Source organism: Micromonospora sp. NBC_01655, assembly GCF_026339755.1.
Lineage (GTDB): Bacteria > Actinomycetota > Actinomycetes > Mycobacteriales > Micromonosporaceae > Micromonospora.
Window position 1 is genome coordinate 3,302,723 of record NZ_JAPEQF010000001.1, and the last position, 20,184, is coordinate 3,322,906.

The window sequence follows — 20,184 nt, forward strand, 5'->3', positions numbered from 1 at the left end:
CGGGTGGGGTAGGCCCCACCAGCGATTGGGCGGCAAGCGGGATCGTTTCGGTCCGCGGAAATTCCTAGCGTCGGTGACATACCGAGTTGGGAGGGCCGGATGGACCGGGACAGGGTGGTGGACGGCCTGCGCGCGCTGGCGATCCTCGGAGTCGTCTGCGGGCACTGGCTGGTCGGGGCGCTGGTCGCCGACCCGGCCGGCGCGCTGCGGATCGACAGCCCCATGCGCTATCTGCCGTGGCTGCACCCGGCGACCTGGGTGCTGCAACTGCTCGGTCTCTTCTTCCTGGTCGGCGGCTACTCGTGCGCCCGCAGCCTGGACCGGGCCGGGCGACGTGGCCAGTCGGACCGGGAGTGGGTGGGCGTCCGGCTCCGCAGGTTGGCCACGCCGGTACTCGTCGGGGGCGGCATCGTGGCCGTACTGCTGGGGCTCGCCCGGATCGGCGGGGTGCCCGGCGGCACGCTGCGTACCTGGTTGGTGCTCTTCTTCCAGCCGCTGTGGTTCATCGCCGTCTACGCGGTGATCACCACTCTCACGCCGTACCTGATGCGGCTGGACCGGCGGTACGGCACCCGCGCGGCCCTGGCCGGCGTGGGCGCGGTCGCCCTGGTGGACCTGGTGCGGTACGGCCCCGGTCGGGATCTCGTGCCCGACTGGTTCGGGTACCTGACCACGCTGCCCGCCTGGGGATTCGCCTACCTGCTCGGCATCGCCTGGGCGCGCGGCCGGCTCGGCCGACGCGCGGCCTGGTCGATGCTGGCCGGCGGCCTCGCCCTGTTCGCGTTCCTCCTGCTGGTGGCGCGCTACCCGGTCAGCATCGTCAGCGTTCCGGGCAGCGACCGGTCGAACTCCAACCCGCCGTCGCTGCTGGTGCCGGCGCTGGCCCTCATCCAGATCGGCGCCGCGCTGCAACTGCGGGACCGGTTCGAGCGGCTGCTGCGCCGTCCCGGCCCGTGGGCGGTCGTCACCGCGCTCAACGTGAGCGCGATGAGCATCTTCTGCTGGCACCACACCGCACTTGTCGTGGTGGCCGAGGCCACCCGCCGGGTGGGCGTACTGCCCGGGATGGGGGACGCGCCGACGGGCGCGAACTGGGTGCTGGCCCGGCTCGGCTGGTTCCCGGTGTTGGCCGCCACGCTGGCCGTGCTGGTTCTCGCGGTCCGCCGGTTCGAGCAGCCCACCGGACGGCGGCTGCCGGCCGGTGTCAGGGGTGCAGCGGGCGTAGCGGGCGGTCAGCGTCCGGCAGGCGCGCGACGAGTTCCGGCGGCTCGGTGACGTCGAGGTCGAGGTCGAGGTCGAGGTCGAGGGTAGGACGCTAGACGGTCGGCACCACCATCGGAGTGCCGGTCGCCGGGTTCGACATCACGATGCTCGGCAGGCCGAAGACCTCCTGCATGAGGGCCGCGTCCACCACGTCGGCCGGTGCCCCCTGCGCGACAACCCGGCCGTCCTTCATCGCCACGATGTGATCGGCGAAGCGGCAGGCCTGGTTGATGTCGTGCAGGACCGCGACGATCGAGCGGCCCTCGTCGCGCAGCCGGGCGAAGAGCGCCAGCAACTCGTACTGGTGGGTGATGTCGAGGAACGTGGTGGGCTCGTCGAGCAGCAGGTACTGCGTCTCCTGCGCCAGCACCATCGCGATCCAGACCCGTTGCCGTTGCCCTCCGGACAACTCCTCGACGGGCCGCTCGGCCAGGTCCGTGACGCCGGCCACCGCCATGGCCGACCGGACGGCCTCCTCGTCGGCGGCCGATCCGGTGGCGAGCAGGGACTGGTGCGGGTAACGGCCCCGGGCGACGAGCCGCCGGACGACGATGTTCTCCGGAGCGACCAGGCCCTGGGGCAGGAACGCCACCTGTCGCGCGTACCTCTTCGGGCGGTGGCCGGCCACGTCCCGGCCGTCGAGGCGGACGGTGCCCGACGACGGCGTGAGCAGTCGGACGAACGCCTTGAGCAACGTCGACTTCCCACACGCGTTGGGCCCCACGATGGCCGTGAACGCGCCGTCCGGGACGGCCAGGCTCACCCGCGTCGACACCACCCGTTCGCCGTAGCCGAGCGTGACGTCCTCCGCGGTCAGGCGACTGGTCACCGTCGTTTCACCTCCATGCCGAGCAGCCAGATGAGATAGCAGCCGCCGATCGCCGTGGTGACCACACCGACGGGCAGCGCGACCGGCGCCAGCAGCAGCTGCGCGACGAGGTCGGCGGCCAGCAGCAGCACCGCGCCGGTCAGCGCCGCCGGCACCAGGGGCACGCCGGCGGCCCGGGCGAGCCGCCGGCCGATCTGGGGCGCGGCGAGGGCGATGAACACGACCGGCCCGGCGACCGCGGTCACCGTCGCGGTGCAGCCCACGCCGGCCAGGACCATCAGCAGCCGAAGCCGGCCCAGGCGTACGCCGGTGGTGCGGGCGACCTCGTCGCCCAGCGCCGCCTGGTGCATGGCGTGGGAGATCACGACGAGCAGCAGCACGAGCAGGCCGATGATGGCGAACGGGAGCCGCACCTCGGCCCAGTCGACGCCGTTGAGCGAGCCGGCGTTCCACCCGGTCGCGGCGAGCGCCACGTCGATCTCGGCCCGCAGCACGATCCAGGAGTTGAGCGCGGTCAGCATCGCGTTGACGGCGATCCCGATGACGACCAGCCGGAGGCCGCTGAGCCCGGAGTCCAGTGACAGCAGGTAGATGACCGCAGCGGCCAGCAGCCCGCCCGCCACCGAGCCCGCCGCGAGCTGCCCGGCGGTGCCGTTGAGCACCGTGATCGCCACCAGCGCACCGGTGTAGGCGCCCGCGTCGAGGCCGATGACGTCGGGGCTGCCCAGCGCGTTGCGGGTCAGGTTCTGGAAGACCGCTCCGGCGAGCCCCAGGGCGGCGCCGAAGACCAGCGCGGCGGCCACCCTCGGCAACCGCCACTCCCTGATCACGAAGGCCGACTCGCCGCCCCGGAGCAGGGCCGTGTACACCTCCGCCGGGGTGGCCCAGTCCTGCCCGTGACAGAGGGCCAGCAGGGCGAGGGCCGCCGCGACCGCGACGAGCCCCGACGACACGACGGCGGTGCGTCGTTCGACCTCGACCTCGACCGGCCCCGCCCGCAGCGTCACCGTGCTCACAGCGCCGCCGCACCGTAGCGACGGACGGCCCAGATCAGCACCGGACCGCCCAGGAACGCCGTGACGATCGACACCGGGACCTCGCCCGTGGGCAGCAGGACCCGCGAGCCGACGTCGGCGACGAGCAGCAGGACCGGCCCGAGCAGCATCGAGTACGCCATGATCCACGGAATCGAGTCGACCGCCAGCCGCCGCGCCAGGTGCGGAACCATCAGGCCGACGAACGCGATCGGCCCGGCGACGGCGGTGGCGACGCCGGTGAGCAGGGTGACGAGCACCAGGACGGCGACCCGGATCCGCGGCACGTGGGCGCCGAGCGCGTGGGCGACGTTCTCGCCGAGGGCCAGCGCGTTCAGCGGTCCCGTCGCGGCCATCGCGGCGACCAGGGCGGCCACGGTCACCAGCACGGGCACCACCAACGGCGTCTGCTCGCTGCCGGCCAGCGCCCCCACCGACCAGAACCGGTACCGGTCGAAGACGTCGGGGAAGGTCAGCCGCAGGCCGAGCGAGACGCCCATCAGGACCCAGCTCAGTGCGACGCCGGCGAGGACCAGCCGCAGCGGCGAGTCCCGCCCGACGGCGTAGACCACGACCGCGGCGAGGGCGGAGCCGGCCACCGCGAGCACGAGCTGCCCGGACTGCGACCCGGCGACGCCCGCCAGGACACCCAGGTTGATGGCGAAACCGGCCCCGGCGGTCACCCCGAGGATGCCGGGCTCGGCCAGCGGGTTGCGGGTCAGCGACTGGATCAGCACCCCGGCCGCGCCGAGGGCGGCGCCGACACAGACGCCGAGGATCGTGCGGGGCAGCCGGATGTCGCGTACGACGAGGTGCTCGGCGGTGCCCGCGAAGTCGGTGAGCGCCCGCCAGACCTCGGCCACCGCGACGGCGCGGGCGCCCACGACCAGGCTCGCGCCTGCCGCGACGACGAGCAGCGCGACGGACACGAGCAGGAGGGTCGCCCGTCGGGACAGGTCAGTCTTCAAGCCCGGCGATCCCGCGTTTCCAGTACCCGGTGATCAGCGAGTCGAGGCCGTCCCGGCTCCAGGCGCGCAGCGGCCTGATGTCGGTCGCCTCGCCGGCCGCGAAGAGGAAGGCCCGCCCCGCCGGCAGGCGCAGCGACCGCACCTCCTCCGCGAGCGTCGAGCCCGTGCTCTCGCGCACCAGCCAGGTCACCGTCACCCCGTCGCGCGACGCCAGCGGGTAGCCCCGTTCGGCGGCGTCGTCGACCTCGACCACGACGTGGGCCGACACGTCGGCGGGGGAGTGGTCCAGCCACCGGCCGACGGCTGGCAGGGCGGTGCTGTCGACGGCGAAGACGTAGTGGTCGTAGTGGTGCGGGAACGCCTTCGCCCCGGGCGGGCCGGCGATCGTCACCTCGTCGCCCACCGCCGCCGAGGTCGCCCAGGTCGAGGCGACGCCGCCGTCGTGCAGCACGAAGTCCAGGTCGAGCTCGTGGCCGGCGGCGTCGTACCGGCGAACCGTGTACTTGCGGGTGGTGGGCAGCGGCCGTGGCCAGTCGAGCATCCCCTGCCCGTTCGGAACGGGGTCGCGGCGGGTGCCGTCCGGATCGGGAAAGACGATCTTGACATGGTCGTCGGCCTGGTAGGTGTGGAAGCCGGCGAGGGCCGGGCCGGCGAGGGTCAGCCGCAGTATGCGCGGGGTCAGCTGCTGCCGGGCGACGACCCGGATGCTCCGTACCCCGATCGGGTAGCCGATCCGGGCCGTGCCGCTGCCCGCGCGGTGGTGGGCGGCGACCCGCGTGGCCGGATCGTGACGGTCGACGGTCATCGGGCGAGCAGCGGCGCGAACGCCCTGTCGACGGAGTCGAGGGTCTTGAGGGCCGACTTGTACGTCGCCGCCTCCGTGTACTGCAGCGGGAACATCCGGCCGGCCCTGACCGCGGGCAGGTTCTTCCACAGCGCGGAGTCGAGCACCTGCTTCACCGCCTCGGCGGGGGTGCCGTCGGGCTGGAGGGTGTACGTGATGGCGTCGGCCTCGCCGAGGCTCTCCGGCAGTTCCTCGATCGCGGGGTACTCGGTCACGTCGAGCCCGCCGCCGCCCTTCTTCTTGACCTCGCCGTAGTAGGTCACGCCCACGTCCTGGGCGATGTTGGTGCCCCACGACCTGGCGAACTCGCGGTGGAACGTGCCCTTGGAGATGTCGCCGTAGGAGCCCAGGTGCCCGAACTTCAGGCTGGCGAGCGCGGCGCCGTACTTGGCCCTCAGCTCCCCCGCCCTCTTCTCGTACGCGTTCTTGGCCGTCTCGAAGTGCTCGGTGCGACCGGCGGCGTCGGACTGGCGGCGGGACAGCTCGCGCCAGGCGTCGGGAACCGTGGGGCCGATCGCGACGACGGGCGCGATGCTCTCGAGCCGCTTCATGTCGATGTCGCCGAGGACCGGCTTCGGCACGCCGATCACGATGAGGTCCGGCTTGGCTGCGGCGATGGCCTCGTAGTTGGTCTCGGCGGCAGCCTCGCCCGCGACCTTGGGCAGCCGGTCGTAGGTGGCGCGGTCCTGCTCGGTCATCATCGCCAGGCCGCGCTTCCAGGTCGAGATCCCCACCAGGGCGGCGTCCGCCTCGATGAGGACCGGTACCGCATAGCCGGTGGCGACCACGCGCTCGGGGGCGGCGGGGATCTTGATCTCGCCGTTGTCGGCGGAGAAGACGCGGGTGCCGGAGCCGCCGTCGGACTTGGTGGCGGGTTCGGAACCGCCGGATCCGCAACCGGTCACCACGGCGAGTGCCAGGGCGGCGGCGACGGCCGGACGCCAGTGTTGTCGTACGGACATTGACTGTTCCTTCGAAGGGCTTCAGGAGGGGGCAACCCCGCTGGGCTGCAAACTTAGGTTAGCCTTGCTTTTGTTTTCGGGATGTCGGCGAGAGGTCAACCCATGTCGGGTAGAGGTCAGAGCGTGACTGTCGCGGACCCGCTCGCGGCGGATCCCGTCAGCTGTGAGGAGTTCGGCTACGGCCTCGGCAGGCCCGACGGCATCCTCGTCCTGAGATACCGCTCGGCGGCCCCCATGGCGTTCGGTGAGAACCGGCAGGATTTCCTGCACCAGCTCTACTGGTCGCCTGACGGCATCCTCTCCGCCCGCCACGGCCGGCGCACCGCCTTCATCGGCTCGGACGAGGTCTTCTGGGTCCACCGAGGGGTGACCCACGAGGTGCACGCGGCGGACCGGCAGACCGTCTACCGGATCTGCCTGCGCGAGGTGCCCGCCGCCCTCGACGGCCTCCGTGCCGGTGCCGCCCACATCGCCGTCGAAGCGGCGGAACTCGTCCTGGCGCTGGCCGACCGGGAGTACGCCGAGCGCGGCGCGTCCGAGGCCCGCAGCCGGATCATGACCGGGCTCGGCCCCCGTTCCCAGCCGGCCGACGACCGGCAGGCCGGTGGCCCCGGCGTCGCGGTGACGGTCGCCATGGCGCTGGCCAACGACCCCGGCGACCCCACCCGCCTCGACGAGTGGGCCGAGCGGCTGCACGTCAGCGTCAAGACGCTGCAACGCGACTTCGACCGCGAGTTCGGCATGTCGTACTCGCAATGGCGGACCAGGCTGCGGCTGCGCGCGTCGCTGACGCTGCTGCCTACCCGACCAGTCGGCGAGGTCGCCCGTCGCATCGGGTACGCCAGTCCGTCCGCCTTCATCTCCGCCTTCGTCCGGGAGTACGGCTGCACGCCGGGCCGCGCCGCAGCGATGATCCACGCCGGAGACGGTGCCGGCAAGCCGCTGCTGTTGTCCCGTTTCCACTGATAGCGGGAACCTGAGCCGTCGACATCGGCAGCGGGCCGGGGTCTCCGCTCGTTGTCCGCCCGCTTCCGCGCCCCGCGCCGGACCACGCGGGGCGCGTAGCGGGTTTCGGTGCGGCGGCCGGAGGGCTGGGAGTGGACGTCACCGCCCCAGATCTGTACGCGATGGTCAACGCGGTGGCGTGGGTCAGGCTGCCAGGGCAAGTGCCATCGCGCCGGGCGTGTACGGAGTGATGTCGATCCTGGTGACGAGTCCGGTGTTGACCCGGAAGCGGATGAGCGCGTACGCGTGTCCACCCGGTGCGATGACCGCTCCGGGGTGACCGCCGATGAGAACTGGAACTGCGGCAGCGATGCGATCGACGAATGTCTTCGTCTCTTGTGCGATTGCCGCAGCTCCCCGGACTTCGGTTCGGGCGCCAGTCGGGAGCAGGCGAATGTCAGCAGCGCGGACGGCGTCGGGAGCCATCAGGGTGACGAGTCGTGCGATGTCACCACCCTTTGCAGCTGCGAGGAAGGCCTCGACGATCTCGGTCGATTCTGTGCGGTGGTCGGGTTCGACAGGTTGAGCGCCGCGGAGCTTCGCCCGGGCACGGCTGGCCAGCTTCTTCGCCGAGGCCGGGTTCGTGTCGAGCACGACAGCGACCTGCGCGAACGGGACAGCGAACAGATCGTGCAGGACGTACGCCACTCGCTGTTTGGGTGAGAGTTCGGCGAGCAGCACGAGCAGCGCCCTGGAAACCTCCTCGCGGCGGAGGAACGCCTCGTCGGCGCTGATCTGTTCGCTGGGGATGTCATCGGCGAGCAGGGGGAGTTCGCCCCGTCGCTTGCGGGCCCGAAGAAGGTCCAGACACAAGCGTGCGGTCACCGTGGTGAACCAGCCCTCCAGATTCGTGACGCCGGCCGCATCCGATGCCTGCACCCGAGTCCAGGCGGTCTGGACGGCGTCCTCGGCGTCGTGATGCGAGCCCACGACCCGGTGGGCCAGCGACATCAGCCGGGGTCGGGCCGCCTCGAAGTGTTCACCGAGTTCCACGGGTGAGGTCACCTTTCAAGCGTGCTCGACGTCAGGAGGCGTGAGAGAGACCAGATGCCTGCCGAGCGTATCCCGTTGAGGAGACAGACATGAGCGTACAGATCGTCAGATTCAGCACCGGTGCCGAGGAGATTGGGGAAGTCGAAGACGGCATTAAGCGCCTGTTCGCCGCGGTGGAGGAGGCGGCGCCGACCGGCATCGACTACACCGCGTTGCGGGTGGGGGACGGCGCGGAGTTCCTGCTGATCCTGGAGCTCGCCGACGCGGACACCAATCCGCTCCTGGAGATCCAAGAGGCCCTCGCTTTCAGGGCCAAGGTCGCTGGGTGGGCGGAAGCGCCTGTACCCCCGCAGTCGGTGACCGTGTTGGGGCGGTACTCCCGTTGAGCGCAGGGGTCGAAGTCGGTCTGTTCATTGCGACTCTCGGCTGCATCCTGGCCAATGCCTTCGAGGTCGCCGCCAAGGCGGTCCAGGCGCAGTTCGTGGTGCAGAACTCGGCAGAGGTGGGCCTGGAACGCAGGTGGATCCCCTACCTCGCGATTCTTGAGGGCCTGGGGGTAGCGGGGCTCGTGGTCGGGCTGCTCGGCTGGCCGGTCGTCGGGCTGGCCGCTGCCGTTGGGCTGGTGGTGTTCTTCGTCGGAGCCGTCCTCGCCCACGTCCGGGCGCAGGTGTTCCACAACATCGCCTTCCCCGTGGTCTTCCTCGGCCTGGCGGTCGCTGCGCTCGGGCATTTCGCATGGTCGGGCAGCTGATCGCCGCGGCGCTTGGGGCCTGCGTTGATGCTGAGTCGTTCGGTGCCCCGCCGGGTTCACGCGGCAGGTCAGCGGTCGGGCCGGTCGAGGATCCAGCAGCGAGGCTGGGGGCACACTGAAGGCGCTGGGCGACCTGGCGTGCGCGAGGCCGCTGAGGTCGTGGGACGACGTCGAGCGGGGTGGGACTGGGTGACGGACAACTGGTGGCACGGCTCCACTGATCAGCTTGAGGTCTGCTCGCGCAGTGCCCTGGTGGAGTTGGCGGCGGTGCTGCCGGAAACCGGCAGGTTCGTTGTCGCCCGGCTTGACGGAACGAGGATGACGGATGCAGGCCACGCCTTCTACGAGTTCTCAGAAGCGCTGCTCTTTCCCGGCTACTTCGGCTGGAACTGGAACGCGTTGTCCGACTGTCTCTGTGATCTGACCTGGTTGCCCGCGGACGGGTATCTGATCGTGGTCGAGGACGCGCCCTGGTTGCTGTCGAGCAGTGCCGAGGAGCAGCACACACTGTTCCAGATCCTGTCCCGGGCCGTTCACCACTGGGCGAACCCACTCGGCCGGCCAGCCGGCAAGGGCGTCCCGTTCAAGGTGTTGCTGCTGTGCGACCGCGACGAGGAGGCGGCGCTGCTGCGGCAGGAGATCGCCCGGGCAGTCCGCTGATCCTGGTCTTCGAACGGACGGTGCGGCTGGCCTTGGGGAAGGTCCGCCGTCGGGTCAGGCGCGGGCGGCTGGTTCGGTGGGCGTGGTGGTGGCGCTGTCCCCCGGTCCACCGTTGGCTGGCTCGGCCTGCGCTTCGTCGCCGGCGCGGGCGGGAGCCACCGCCCGCAGCCGGCGGACGTCTCGACTGGCCAGCATGCCGAGGACGGCGAGCACCACCAGCGCGGCGAGGAGCAGCAGCGTGTCGCGGGTGCCGATCACCGCGGCGAGTGGTCCGACCGCCACCTGGCCGAGTGGGATGGCGACCCAGGATCCCAACATGTCGTAGGAGTAGACGCGGGCCAGCCGGTCGGCCGGGATGTGCTGTGCGATCGACGTGTCCCAGGCCACCGCGAACTGTTCGACGGCGACGCCGACCGCTAGTGCGGACGCCACCAGCACGACGATGGTGGGCGCCAGGGCCAGCCCCACCAGCAGGAACGACTCGGCGAACATGCAGGCCACCCCGAGCAGCAGCAGCCGGCGCACCCGGATCCGCAGGGCGATCAATCCGCCCGCCACCATTCCGGCGGTTTGTGCGGCCAGGACCACGCCCCAGGCGCTACGGCCGATCGTCTCGTCGGCGACGGTCGGGCCGAGCACGTTCACGCCGCCGGCGAGGGCCGCGTTGAGGATCATGAAGCCGAGTACCACGGCCCAGACCCAGGTGCGAGCGGTGAACTCGGTCCAGCCCACCTGGAGGTCGGCGATGATGCCCGTGCGGGCGCTCTTCGCCTGCGGGGCAGTGATCCGGACTCCGGTGAACGCCAAAGCCGCGACAGCGAAGGTGAGCGCGTCGACGGCGAGGCCCCAGCCGGGCCCGACGGCGGCCACGAGGAGGCCGCCGAGCGCGGCGCCGCCGATCATGCCCGCGTTTATGCCGAGCCGGATGAGCGCGTTGGCCTGCTGGATCAGCTCCGGCGGCACGGTCTGCGGCGTCGCGGAGGCCGAGGCTGGCTGGGACAGGGCGCTCACGATGCCGTTCGCCGCGCCGAGCGTCAGCAACAGCGGGATCGTCGCCGTTCCGGTGAGCACCAGGGCGGCAACCGCCGCCTGGGTCAGCGCACCCAGCACGTTGGAGCCGACAAGCACCAGCCGGCGCGGAATCCGGTCGGCCACCACCCCACCGAAGAGCACGAACAGCACGGTCGCCAGCGATCTGGCGCCGACCACCAGCCCCAGGTCACGCACCGAGCCGGTCAGATCGAGTACGGCGAAGGCGAGCGCGATGGGAGCGACACCGTTGCCCAGCATGTTGACCATTCGGCCAGCAGCCAGGTATCGGAACACGCCATACCGCAGTGGAGCCAGCACCAGTCCTCCAGTCAGGACAGAACAGGATCAACCCGGAGCGGGCCGAGGGTGCCGAGCCGTCCGGCCCCCGGGACGCGCTGGTGGCTGAGGTGTCCAAGCCAGCGGGTCGAACCTACAGAATAGGCGGTGCGGCGGTACGACCACGGCTGATCGGGTCCCTGCGGTGGTCCGTCGACGCCACCCGGCCCGGCGACGACATCCCCGGATCGTCAACGACGGGGGAAGGAGCCGTGCCGGACCGGGCGACGGGGTTCACCGGCTGGGGCGGTCCACCGTCGGATCGGCCAGTGGCTCTGCCGGTTCCGTCCGGATCAGCCGCAGTGGACCCGGTCGTAGCCGGTGGCCCCGCCCCCGCCGGACGTGTCGAAGCTGCCACTGATGTCGATGCAGCTGTTCGGGGCGTAGACGTAGAGCGGCCCCGCGTACTTGGTGAAGCTCTGGCCCGGCTTGTCGCCGTCGACCTGCCAGGTGCCGCCGCTCTTGCGGGCCGCGACGACGATGTCCCAGGCGCTGCTGATCACGCTGTCGTTCGTGCGGGCGATGACGCAGTTGTAGCCGTTCGAGCTGTTGTAGTAGACGTCGATGTAGCCCCCGGACTGGGCCCTCCACGAGATGGGCCAGGACTTCAGGAACCCGTAGGAGCCGCCGCAGTAGTTGGTCCGCGGGATGGCGTTGGCCGGACCGGCCGTGAGCCCTACCAGGCTGCTGGTGGCCAGCGCGACGGTGCCGAGCACGGCGACGGCGCGGGTGCGGAGGGTGCCGGCAGGGGTGCGGCGAAAGATCGACATGAACGGTCCTTCCTTGGTTCCGTTTGGCAGCACCGAGACAACCACCTGTCCGCCCCCGACGGACAGGTGTCGAAACGGTCACCAAACGCTCCCGGACGCGATCGGGGTCTGGAGTGACATCTCCCGTCAGCCGCTCCGTGGGCGTGGCCAGCCCGGTGCCGGCCGTCGTGCCGGTGCGAACCCGGACCGGGCCGATGCGCCGGCCCGGCGGATCGCAGACCCGGGCGACTCCGCTCGTCAGTTGCCGGCTGCGATGTGGGCGGCGAGCCGTTCCGCGGCCGAACACAGCACCGGTGCGATCCGTTCGGCGGCCTGCCGGGTCAGCCGTCCTTCCGGGCCGGAGACGGAGAGCGCGGTCATCGTGGGCGCGCCGACGACCGGTGCGGCGACGCACCGGACGCCCACCTCCTGCTCGCCCTCGTCGATCGCGTATCCGGACGCGCGGACCCGGTCGAGCTCGCGGTCGAACTCCGCCAGGTCGGTGATGGTGTGCTCGGTCATCGCCGGCAGCCCGGTACGGGCGAGGATGTCGTGCGCCTCCGTCGCCGGTAGCTGGGCCAGCAGCGCCTTGCCCACGCCGGTGCAGTGCGGCAGCACCCTGCGGCCGACCTCGGTGAACATCCGCATCGCGTGCGGTGAGGGTACCTGCGCCAGGTACACCACCCGGTCGCCGTCCAGGGTCGCCAGGTTGGCCGTCTCGCCGGTGGCCGCGACGAGGTCGGCGAGTACCGGCCGGGCCCGGTGGCCGAGGTGCCGGTTGGCGGTGTCGCCGAGTCGGATGAGTCGGGTGCCCAGGGCGTAGCGACGGGACGGCTGTTGGTGCACGTACCCCAGCTCGACGAGGGTCCTGATCAGCCGGTGGATGGTGGGCTGGGGGAGATCCGCGACGGCGGCGAGTTGGGAGAGCCCCATCTCGCCACCCGCGTCGGCGAGGTGTTCGAGCAGGTCGAAGGCGCGCTGAAGGGACTGCACGCCGGACCGGCCGGTCGGCGGTTCCTGCGGCACCAGGGCTCCCCTCGTGGTGTCGGTGGCGGTTCCGGATGGCCCGCCCTGATGATATGGTACCCACCGACTTCCGCTATGCGGAAATTTGTATTCACAATGCGAAAGGCAGGGGTTGGGGTATGGCCACAGATGCCTCGGTGACGATCGTTGGACCGGCCGTCTTGGGCGGTGCGGAGGTGCTCACCCCGGACGCGCTCGCCTTCGTCGCCGACCTGCACCGCCGGTTCGCCGCCGGCCGGGACCGGATCCTCGCCGACCGGGTACGCCGCCGTGCCGAGATCGCCGGCACCGGGCGTCTGGACTTCCTGCCGGACACGGCCGACGTCCGGGCGGCCGACTGGCGGGTCGCGCCGGCGCCGGCCGACCTGTGCGACCGGCGGGTGGAGATCACCGGCCCGACCGACCGGAAGATGACGATCAACGCCTTGAACTCCGGTGCGCAGGTGTGGCTCGCCGACTTCGAGGACGCCAGCGCGCCGATCTGGGCGAACGTCGTCGGCGGCCAGCTCAACCTGAGCGACGCCATCGAACGGCGGATCGAGTTCACCAGCGCCGAGGGCAAGCAGTACCGGCTCACCGGTGACCCGCTGCCGGCGATCGTCGTCAGGCCGCGTGGCTGGCACCTCGACGAGCGGCACCTGCTCGTCGACGGCGCGCCGGCGGTCGGCGCGTTGGTCGATTTCGGGCTCTACTTCTTCCACAACGCCCGCCGGTTGATCGCGGCCGGCAGCGGACCGTACTTCTATCTGCCGAAGCTGGAGGGCCACCGGGAGGCCCGGCTGTGGAACGACGTCTTCCGGCACGCGCAGCAGGCGCTCGGCATCCCCACCGGCACGATCCGCGCCACCGTGCTGATCGAGACCATCACTGCCGCGTTCGAGATGGACGAGATACTCTTCGAGCTGCGCGAGCACGCCTCCGGCCTGAACGCCGGACGGTGGGACTACCTCTTCAGCATCATCAAGACCTTCCGCGATGCCGGCTCCGGATTCGTGCTGCCGGACCGGAACTCCGTGACGATGACAGCCCCGATGATGCGGTCGTACACCGACCTGCTCGTGGCGACCTGTCACCGGCGCGGCGCGCTGGCGATGGGCGGCATGGCGGCCTTCATCCCGAACCGCCACGAGCCGGAGATCACCAGGGCGGCCCTGGCCAAGGTGCGGGCGGACAAGGAGCGCGAGGCCGGCGACGGCTTCGACGGTTCCTGGGTGGCGCACCCGGATCTGGTCGCGGTCTGCCGGGAGGTGTTCGACGTGGTCCTCGGGGACCGGCCGAACCAGGTCGACCGTCAGCGGGACGACGTGAAGGTCACGGCCGATGACCTGCTCGACATCGCGGCCACCCCCGGCACGGTGACCGAAGCCGGCCTGCGCAACAACATCGCGGTCGGGCTCCGCTACGTCGAGGCGTGGCTACGCGGTACCGGCGCGGTGGCCATCTTCAACCTGATGGAGGACGCCGCGACGGCGGAGATCGCCCGGTCGCAGGTCTGGCAGTGGGTGCGCGCCGGGACGGTGTTGGACACCGACGTGGTGGTCACTGTGGACCTGGTCCGCGGCCTGGTCGCCGAGGAGATCGCCGCGCTGAGGGCCGAACTGGGCGCGGATCGGTTCGCCGCGAGCCGGTACGAGGTGGCGCGTGAGGTGTTCGAGGAGGTCGCGCTCGGCGCGAGCTACGTCGACTTCCTGACCCTGCCGGCGTACCAGCTGCTCGACGACTGAGGGGCCGGCCGGCGAGCGTGGGCTGCCGGGCGGGATGCCCGGCTGTCCCGGCCGCGGCCGGGCGGGGCGCAGGAAGTCGGGCCTAACGGTGTGCCCGAGGGGCCACCAGTCCGGTGTGGGCGACGCGGGTGGCCGCGGCGATCATGGACGACGACTGCTGTAGCAGCGGTACGGCCCGGGCGACCAGGCTGTCGTTGATCCGGGCGGTCGGCCCCGATACGGACAGCGCCAGGGTGCCGGGTGGGCCGGGAACGGCCACCGCGACACAGCGCACCCCGACCTCCTGTTCGCCGTCGTCGACGGCGAAGCCGTTCGTCCGCACCGCCCGCAACTCCCGCAGCAGGTCGTCCAGGCTGGTGATGCTGGTCGGCGTGGCCGCGACGAACTCGGTGTTGGCGTACACGTCGGCGATGACCTGGTCGTCGAGTTGGGCGAGCATCGCCTTGCCGACGGCGGTCCGGTACGCCTCGACCCGCCGGCCGACCTCGATGAACATTCGCATCTGGTGTCGGGAGGCCACCTGGGCCAGGTAGACGATGTGGGTTCCCTCGAGCCGTGCCGCGTTGGCGGTCTCGCCGAGGGCCTCGACCAGCGTCGCCAGGTGCGGCCGGATCAATGGGGCGATCATGGTCAGGGCCTGGTCGCCGAGGTGGATGAGGGCGCTGCCCAGGGCGTACCGGCGGTCCGGCTCCTGCCGCAACATGCCGGCGCTGATCAGCGTCCGAAGTAGCCGGTGGATGGTGGCGATCGGCAGGCCGGTGGCGGTCGCCAGCTCGGACAACCCGCACGGTGCTCCGGTGTCGGCGATGACATTCATGATCTGCAGTGCTCGCTTGACGGACTGGACCCCTCCGCCTCCGCCTCCGCTGTCGCCTTCGCGCCCCATGCCCCCTCGTTCCCGTGCCGCCGTGATCCTGCGCTGATGCCCGCGCGGCGCACATCGTATGCCGTGCGGCGGTGTCCGCGCTGCCGCCACCCAGGTGCCGTCGGCTCCGGTGGTGGAGCGTCCGCCCGGCCGAACTCAGATCCTCCGAACGAACACTTGACGTGCGCGATGCGGATACTAGTATCCACCATGTGGAAATCGGCTCCGGTCAACGAACGCCACCTGGTCCTGGTGCGCATGCCGGCGCCACGCCGGCTGGCCAGCCTGGCCCCCGGTACCAGCGCATCACCATCTGATGCCCGATCCCGCGCAGCACGACGAACGTCCACGTACCGGGAGGTCATCCGTGTCTCACCGCAACCCCCACCGCCGCCTCCGGGCGGCGACAGCCGGGTTCGCCCTGCTGCCCCTACTACTCGCCGCCTGCAGCACCGGCGGGGGCGACGAGAACGTCGGCGACGGCATCAAGGCCGGCCAGGTCGACGCCAACCAGGCCAAGGTCAAGGACGGCGGGACGCTCGCCTACTCGATCGAGGTCGATGTCAAGAACTGGAACATCCTGCACGCCACCGGCGACGTCTTCGGCTACCGGCAGATCCTCAACCCGGTGCTCCCACACGCGATGATCTCCCAGCCCGACTTCACGATGGCCAAGAACGACGCGCTGGTCACCGAGGTCAAGGTCGTCAAGGACTCGCCACAGACCGTCGAGTACCGCATCCGGCCGGAAGCCACCTGGTCGGACGGGACGCCGATCACCGCCGACGACTTCAAGTACACCTGGCAGGTCCAGGACCCACAGCAGTGCCCGACCTGCGAGCCGGCCACCCAGGCCGGGTACGACCAGGTGGCCTCGGTGACCGGCAGCGACAACGGCAAGACCGTCACCGTCGAGTTCAAGAACACCTACCAGCCGTGGCGGCTGATGTTCCCGCACCTGCTGCCGGCGCACATCGCCGCCCAGCACGGCGACCCGGCCAACTCGTTCAACAACTACTTCACCAGCACGGTGCCGACCTGGTCGGGCGGGCCGTTCCTGATCTCCCAGTACGTGCCGAACCAGTCGGTCACCATGACGAAGAACCCCAAGTGGTACGGCGACGGCCCGCACCTCGACCAACTCGTCTTCCGGATCCTCACCGACGAGCGGCAGGCGGTCACCGCGATGGCCAACAACGAGATCCAGGTCGTCGTGCCCCGCCCCACCCTCGACCTCGTCCAGCAGCTCAAGGGCGTCAGCAACGTCACCACGTCGCTGGCCTCCGGACTGGTCTACGAGCACCTGGACATCAACACCGCCCACCCGGCACTGGCCGACGTCGCCCTGCGCAAGGCGATCTTCACCGCGGTCAGCCGGCAGGCCATCATCGACAAGACCATCGGCCAGTTCGCGGCCGGCACCAAGCCGCTCGGCAACCGCAACTTCATGCCCGGCCAGACCCTCGAAGGCGTCGACGCCTACGCCGACACCGTGACCCCGGCGGGGCTCGGCGACGGAAACCTCGACGCGGCGAAAAAGATCCTCACCGATGCCGGCTACGTGCTCGGCGACGGTCAGCTCACCGACCCGAAGGGCAAGCCGGTACCGGCGCTGCGGATGCGCTACAGCAAGGGCAACCAGGTTCGGCTGGACACCTCGGTGCTCGTCCAGAACCAGCTCAAGCAGCTCGGCATCACGCTCCAGCTCCAGGAGACCGACAGCCTCGGCACCACGGTCAACACCGGCGACTTCGACCTGATCGTCTTCGGCACCAACCTCGACGTCATTCCCACCGCCACCGCGCAGTCGGTGTTCGGCTCGAAGGGCACCCACACCGGCTACCGGGACAAGGAGATCGACGGCTGGCTCACCGACGCGGCCCGCACCCTGGACCCGCAGCAGGTCGTCAACCTGCTGAACAAGGTCGACACCCGGATCAGCGAGCAGGCCGTGACCCTGCCGATCTACCAGACGCCGAGCCTGGTCGCGTACCGCAGCGACCTCGGCAACGTGCGGGTCAACCCGACCCGCTTCGGCACCAGCTACAACAGCCAGGAGTGGGGTATCAAGGAGTGACGGGCGAGCACCGGCCCGGGCGGGACTTCATCGTCGAGGTTCCTTCCCCCGCCGTGGAATTCAACGAGGTCTACCGCAACTTCGTCGGCTCGGCCGGCTACTTCGTGGCGAACAACATCTACAGCCGGCTCGTCGTGTTCGACACCGGATCTCCGGCGGCGTATCCGGACCTCGCCGAGCACTGGGAGATGGCGCCCGACGCCCGTACGCTGCGGTTCCAGCTCAACCGGCACGCCCGCTGGCACGACGGCGAGCCGGTGACCGCCGAGGACGTCGCCTACACCCACCTGACCGCCCTGGCCAACGGCTACCACGCCGCGTCGTTCCTGCACGACGTGCAGGACATCGAGGTGCTCGGCCCGCACGAGCTGCGGTACGTGCTCCGCCAGCCCAACGCCGGCTTCCTCGCCCAACTGGGCAACCTGGTGTTCGCCCACATCCTGCCCAAGCACCTGTACGAGGGCACGGACTGGGCGACCAACCCGTACAACCAGCGGCCGGTCGGCTCCGGCCCGTTCCGGTTCGTCGAGCACGTACCCGGCGAGCGGGTGGTGCTGGAGGCGTGGGACGGCTACTGGGGGCCGCGACCCCAGGTCGACCGGGTCATCCTCGACATCGAGCCCGACCTCGACGAGGCCGTCCGCAAGGTCGCCGACGGGCGGGCCCACTACCTGGTCCAGGACGTGCTCACCTTCCCCCGGCTGCACCTGGCCGAGGGAAGCACGGTCGCGTCGGTGTGGCGCAAACGCGGCCCCGGGATCGCCGTACTCGGCTTCAACCACACCCAGGACCGGTGGCACGACCGACGGGCCCGCGCCGCCATCGCGCACGCGGTCGACCGCCGCCGGCTGGTCCCGCTGTCCGACCCCGGCTGGTCCGAGCCGTACGCCCACTACCTGCCGCGCAGCGTGGACTGGGCGTTCGCCGATGACGCGACCGCACCGGCCTTCGACCCGGCGGAGGCGGTCCGGCTGCTCGACGCGGCCGGGATCACGTCAGCCGGCGCCGACCGGCCGACGCTGCGGCTGGCGTACATGAAGAACTTCACCGGCCACGCCGGTATCGCCGCGGCGGTCGCCGAGGACCTGCGTGCCGTCGGACTGGAGGTCGAGGTCGCCGGGCTCGACTCGCCGACCTGGGCCCGCCAGGTGGCCGGCGACGCCGCGTTCGACCTCACGATCAGCGGCGGCAACATGGTCCCCGACCCGGAGATCACCGCCAGCCGGTTCGAGACCGGCGGCGGGCGCAACCACGCCCGGCTGTCCGACCCGGAGGCCGACGCCTGCTACGCGGCTGCCCGGGCCACCATCGACCGGGACCGGCGCGGCGAGCACTACCGGGAGTTGCAGCGGGTCTGGGCCCGCAACGTCGACTGGGTGCCGCTGTTCTGGTACGCGGCCTACTACCTGCGCAGTGACAGCTTCTTCGGCTGGCCGGACCAGGTCGGTTTCCGGGTGCCGTTCTGGCACTGGGGCCGGATCCGGCCCGTCGTGCGCTGACCCCCCTTCCACCCATCCGCAGGACACCTGGGGCAGTTCCTACCCCAATCACCGAGGAGATGACTTGGACGAGTACATCGTCGTCGTACCCAACGGGACGACCGAGATCAACGAGTCGTACCGCAACTTCGTCGGGGGCGCCGGCTACTTCGTCGCCAACAACATCTTCAGCCGGCTCGTCGTCACCGAGGTCGGCGGCGCCGCGTCCTACCCGGACCTGGCGGAGCACTGGGAGTGCCTCGACGGCGCCCGGCGCTGGCGGTTCACCCTCAACCGGCACGCCCGCTGGCACGACGGCCAGCCGGTCACCGCCCACGACGTCGCCTACACCCACCTGACCGCCCTGGCGAACGGGTACCACGCCGCGTCGTTCCTGCACGGCATCGCCGACATCAAGGTGCTCGACGACCACCTGGTCGAGTACCACCTGGAGGAGCCCAACGCCGCGTTCCTCACCCAGCTCGGCAACTTCGCCGCGACCCACATCCTGCCCAGGCACCTGTACGAGGGCACCGACTGGGCGACCAACCCGCACAACCAGCAGCCGGTCGGCTCCGGCCCGTTCCGGTTCGTCGAGATGGTGCCCAACGGGCGGATCGTGCTGGAGGCCTGGGACGGGTACTGGGGGCCGCCGGCCGGCGTGGACCGGGTGACCATCGTCGTCGAACCGGACCTCGACGAGTGCGTCCGCATGATCGCCGACGGCAGGGCACACTTCGCGCCGCAGGACGTGCTCACCATGAAGCGGCTGCCGCTGGCCGAGGGCTCGGCGCACGCCAGCGTGTACCGCGAGCGTGGTCCCGGCGTCGCGTTGCTGAGCTTCAACTACCGGCAGGAGCGGTGGGCCGACCGCCGGCTTCGGTTGGCGCTCGCGCATGCCGTGGACCGCGGCCGCCTCGAACGCTTCGCCGAGCCCGGCTGGTCGGAGCCGTGGGCCAACTTCTTCCCCGGCAGCAGCTTCGCCGTGGCCCGCGACGTCACCGCGGTCGGCCACGACGCGGCGACGGCCGAGAAGCTGCTCGACGAGGCCGGCTACCCGCGCGACGCGGACGGACGTCGGCTGTCGCTGCGGATGTACTACATGGCCACCTTCGACGGCCACGCCGGGCTGGCGCGCAGCGTCACCGAGGACCTCGCGGCGATCGGCGTGCACGTCGAGTACGCCGGGCTGGACTCGGAGACGTGGTCGCGGCAGATCGGCCGGGATGGCGACTTCGACCTGACCATCAGCGGCGGGAACATGATGCCCGACCCGGACATCACCGCCAGCCGGCTGGCGGGCGGCGGGCAGCGCAACCACCTCGCGCTGGCCAATCCCGACGCCGACGCCTGCTACGTCGCCGGCCGGTCGACCACCGACCGGGCCGAGCGGATCGCGCACTACCGACGGCTCCAGGAGGTGTGGGCCCGCGACGCGAGCGTGGTGCCGCTGTTCTGGTACTGCATCTACCTGCTGCGCAGCGACCAGTTCTTCGGCTGGGCCGACCAGGTCGACTTCCGGATCCCGTTCTGGCACTGGGGTCGCCTCCGGAAGATCACCGGCGGCGAAGGCTAGCCGGCAGCGGGC

19 protein-coding genes are annotated in these 20,184 nt (G+C 71.0%); 9 read left to right on the plus strand and 10 right to left on the minus strand.

All coding sequences use genetic code 11. From position 1 onward, the window contains the following. Window positions 1–99: 99 nt before the first annotated feature. Window positions 100–1,275: an acyltransferase gene (locus tag OOK41_RS15460; protein WP_117670303.1), complete on the plus strand. Its 1,176-nt coding sequence runs from the start codon at window positions 100–102 to the stop codon at window positions 1,273–1,275. A gap of 40 nt (window positions 1,276–1,315) precedes the next feature. On the opposite strand, the gene OOK41_RS15465 is transcribed toward OOK41_RS15460, so the two are convergent. Genes OOK41_RS15465 through OOK41_RS15485 form a run of 5 tightly spaced genes read right to left on the minus strand, consistent with a single transcriptional unit; the run spans window position 1,316 to window position 5,900 of the window. Beyond that, a complete protein-coding gene (locus OOK41_RS15465; RefSeq protein ID WP_266265605.1) occupies window positions 1,316–2,092 on the minus strand; it encodes an ABC transporter ATP-binding protein in 777 nt (258 codons plus the stop codon). Further along, complete coding sequence (locus tag OOK41_RS15470) at window positions 2,089–3,108, minus strand: iron chelate uptake ABC transporter family permease subunit (RefSeq protein WP_266265607.1); 1,020 nt, start codon at window positions 3,106–3,108, stop codon at window positions 2,089–2,091. Before OOK41_RS15470 ends, OOK41_RS15465 begins: the two co-directional genes overlap by 4 nt. Next, entirely contained in the window at window positions 3,105–4,094 is a 990-nt protein-coding gene (locus OOK41_RS15475) for an iron ABC transporter permease (RefSeq protein ID WP_266265608.1), read from the minus strand. Before OOK41_RS15475 ends, OOK41_RS15470 begins: the two co-directional genes overlap by 4 nt. Continuing rightward, complete coding sequence (locus tag OOK41_RS15480) at window positions 4,084–4,899, minus strand: siderophore-interacting protein (RefSeq protein ID WP_117670311.1); 816 nt, start codon at window positions 4,897–4,899, stop codon at window positions 4,084–4,086. The genes OOK41_RS15475 and OOK41_RS15480 overlap by 11 nt, the downstream gene beginning before the upstream one ends. Further along, a complete protein-coding gene (locus tag OOK41_RS15485; RefSeq protein ID WP_266265609.1) occupies window positions 4,896–5,900 on the minus strand; it encodes an ABC transporter substrate-binding protein in 1,005 nt (334 codons plus the stop codon). The genes OOK41_RS15480 and OOK41_RS15485 overlap by 4 nt, the downstream gene beginning before the upstream one ends. Before the next feature lie 123 nt (window positions 5,901–6,023). Here OOK41_RS15485 and OOK41_RS15490 point away from each other — a divergent pair, with 123 nt between their 5' ends. Beyond that, window positions 6,024–6,866, plus strand: a complete 843-nt coding sequence (locus tag OOK41_RS15490; protein WP_266265611.1) for an AraC family transcriptional regulator — start codon at window positions 6,024–6,026, stop codon at window positions 6,864–6,866. Between the two features lie 183 nt (window positions 6,867–7,049). Here the strand turns inward: OOK41_RS15490 and OOK41_RS15495 are convergent, their stop codons facing one another. Next, window positions 7,050–7,898, minus strand: a complete 849-nt coding sequence (locus OOK41_RS15495) for a sigma-70 family RNA polymerase sigma factor (protein WP_266265612.1) — start codon at window positions 7,896–7,898, stop codon at window positions 7,050–7,052. Between the two features lie 89 nt (window positions 7,899–7,987). Between OOK41_RS15495 and OOK41_RS15500 the strand changes: the two genes are divergently transcribed. The 3 genes from OOK41_RS15500 (at window position 7,988) to OOK41_RS15510 (ending at window position 9,309) form a co-directional block, all read left to right on the plus strand. Continuing rightward, on the plus strand, window positions 7,988–8,284 hold the full coding sequence (locus tag OOK41_RS15500) for a hypothetical protein (protein WP_266265613.1): 297 nt from the start codon (window positions 7,988–7,990) through the stop codon (window positions 8,282–8,284). Beyond that, on the plus strand, window positions 8,281–8,649 hold the full coding sequence (locus tag OOK41_RS15505; protein WP_266265614.1) for a DoxX family protein: 369 nt from the start codon (window positions 8,281–8,283) through the stop codon (window positions 8,647–8,649). Before OOK41_RS15500 ends, OOK41_RS15505 begins: the two co-directional genes overlap by 4 nt. Window positions 8,650–8,838: 189 nt before the next feature. Further along, window positions 8,839–9,309 (plus strand): barstar family protein, encoded by a 471-nt coding sequence (locus tag OOK41_RS15510; RefSeq protein ID WP_266265615.1) that lies wholly within the window; start codon window positions 8,839–8,841, stop codon window positions 9,307–9,309. A gap of 54 nt (window positions 9,310–9,363) precedes the next feature. On the opposite strand, the gene OOK41_RS15515 is transcribed toward OOK41_RS15510, so the two are convergent. From OOK41_RS15515 to OOK41_RS15525, 3 genes are all read right to left on the minus strand, one after another. Then, window positions 9,364–10,659, minus strand: a complete 1,296-nt coding sequence (locus tag OOK41_RS15515) for an MFS transporter (protein ID WP_266265616.1) — start codon at window positions 10,657–10,659, stop codon at window positions 9,364–9,366. A 311-nt stretch (window positions 10,660–10,970) separates the two neighbouring features. Beyond that, a complete protein-coding gene (locus OOK41_RS15520) occupies window positions 10,971–11,447 on the minus strand; it encodes a hypothetical protein (RefSeq protein WP_266265618.1) in 477 nt (158 codons plus the stop codon). Between the two features lie 237 nt (window positions 11,448–11,684). After that, window positions 11,685–12,452 carry an IclR family transcriptional regulator gene (locus tag OOK41_RS15525; protein WP_305792076.1) on the minus strand — a complete coding sequence of 256 codons (768 nt, stop codon included), beginning with the start codon at window positions 12,450–12,452 and terminating at the stop codon, window positions 11,685–11,687. Between the two features lie 119 nt (window positions 12,453–12,571). Between OOK41_RS15525 and aceB the strand changes: the two genes are divergently transcribed. Then, entirely contained in the window at window positions 12,572–14,176 is a 1,605-nt protein-coding gene (gene aceB / locus OOK41_RS15530) for a malate synthase A (protein WP_323136168.1), read from the plus strand. Between the two features lie 82 nt (window positions 14,177–14,258). On the opposite strand, the gene OOK41_RS15535 is transcribed toward aceB, so the two are convergent. After that, window positions 14,259–15,062, minus strand: a complete 804-nt coding sequence (locus OOK41_RS15535) for an IclR family transcriptional regulator (RefSeq protein WP_266265620.1) — start codon at window positions 15,060–15,062, stop codon at window positions 14,259–14,261. 346 nt (window positions 15,063–15,408) lie between these two features. On the opposite strand from OOK41_RS15535, the gene OOK41_RS15540 reads away from it, so the two are divergent. The 3 genes from OOK41_RS15540 to OOK41_RS15550 all read left to right on the plus strand — a co-directional run bounded on the left by OOK41_RS15540 (window position 15,409) and on the right by OOK41_RS15550 (window position 20,172). Beyond that, the gene (locus OOK41_RS15540; RefSeq protein WP_266265622.1) at window positions 15,409–17,118 is read left to right on the plus strand and encodes an ABC transporter family substrate-binding protein; all 1,710 of its coding nucleotides are present in this window, start codon (window positions 15,409–15,411) and stop codon (window positions 17,116–17,118) included. A 53-nt stretch (window positions 17,119–17,171) separates the two neighbouring features. Continuing rightward, the gene (locus OOK41_RS15545) at window positions 17,172–18,617 is read left to right on the plus strand and encodes an ABC transporter substrate-binding protein (RefSeq protein ID WP_266265623.1); all 1,446 of its coding nucleotides are present in this window, start codon (window positions 17,172–17,174) and stop codon (window positions 18,615–18,617) included. Between the two features lie 64 nt (window positions 18,618–18,681). Continuing rightward, window positions 18,682–20,172 carry an ABC transporter substrate-binding protein gene (locus OOK41_RS15550; RefSeq protein WP_266265624.1) on the plus strand — a complete coding sequence of 497 codons (1,491 nt, stop codon included), beginning with the start codon at window positions 18,682–18,684 and terminating at the stop codon, window positions 20,170–20,172. Window positions 20,173–20,184 lie beyond the last annotated feature (12 nt).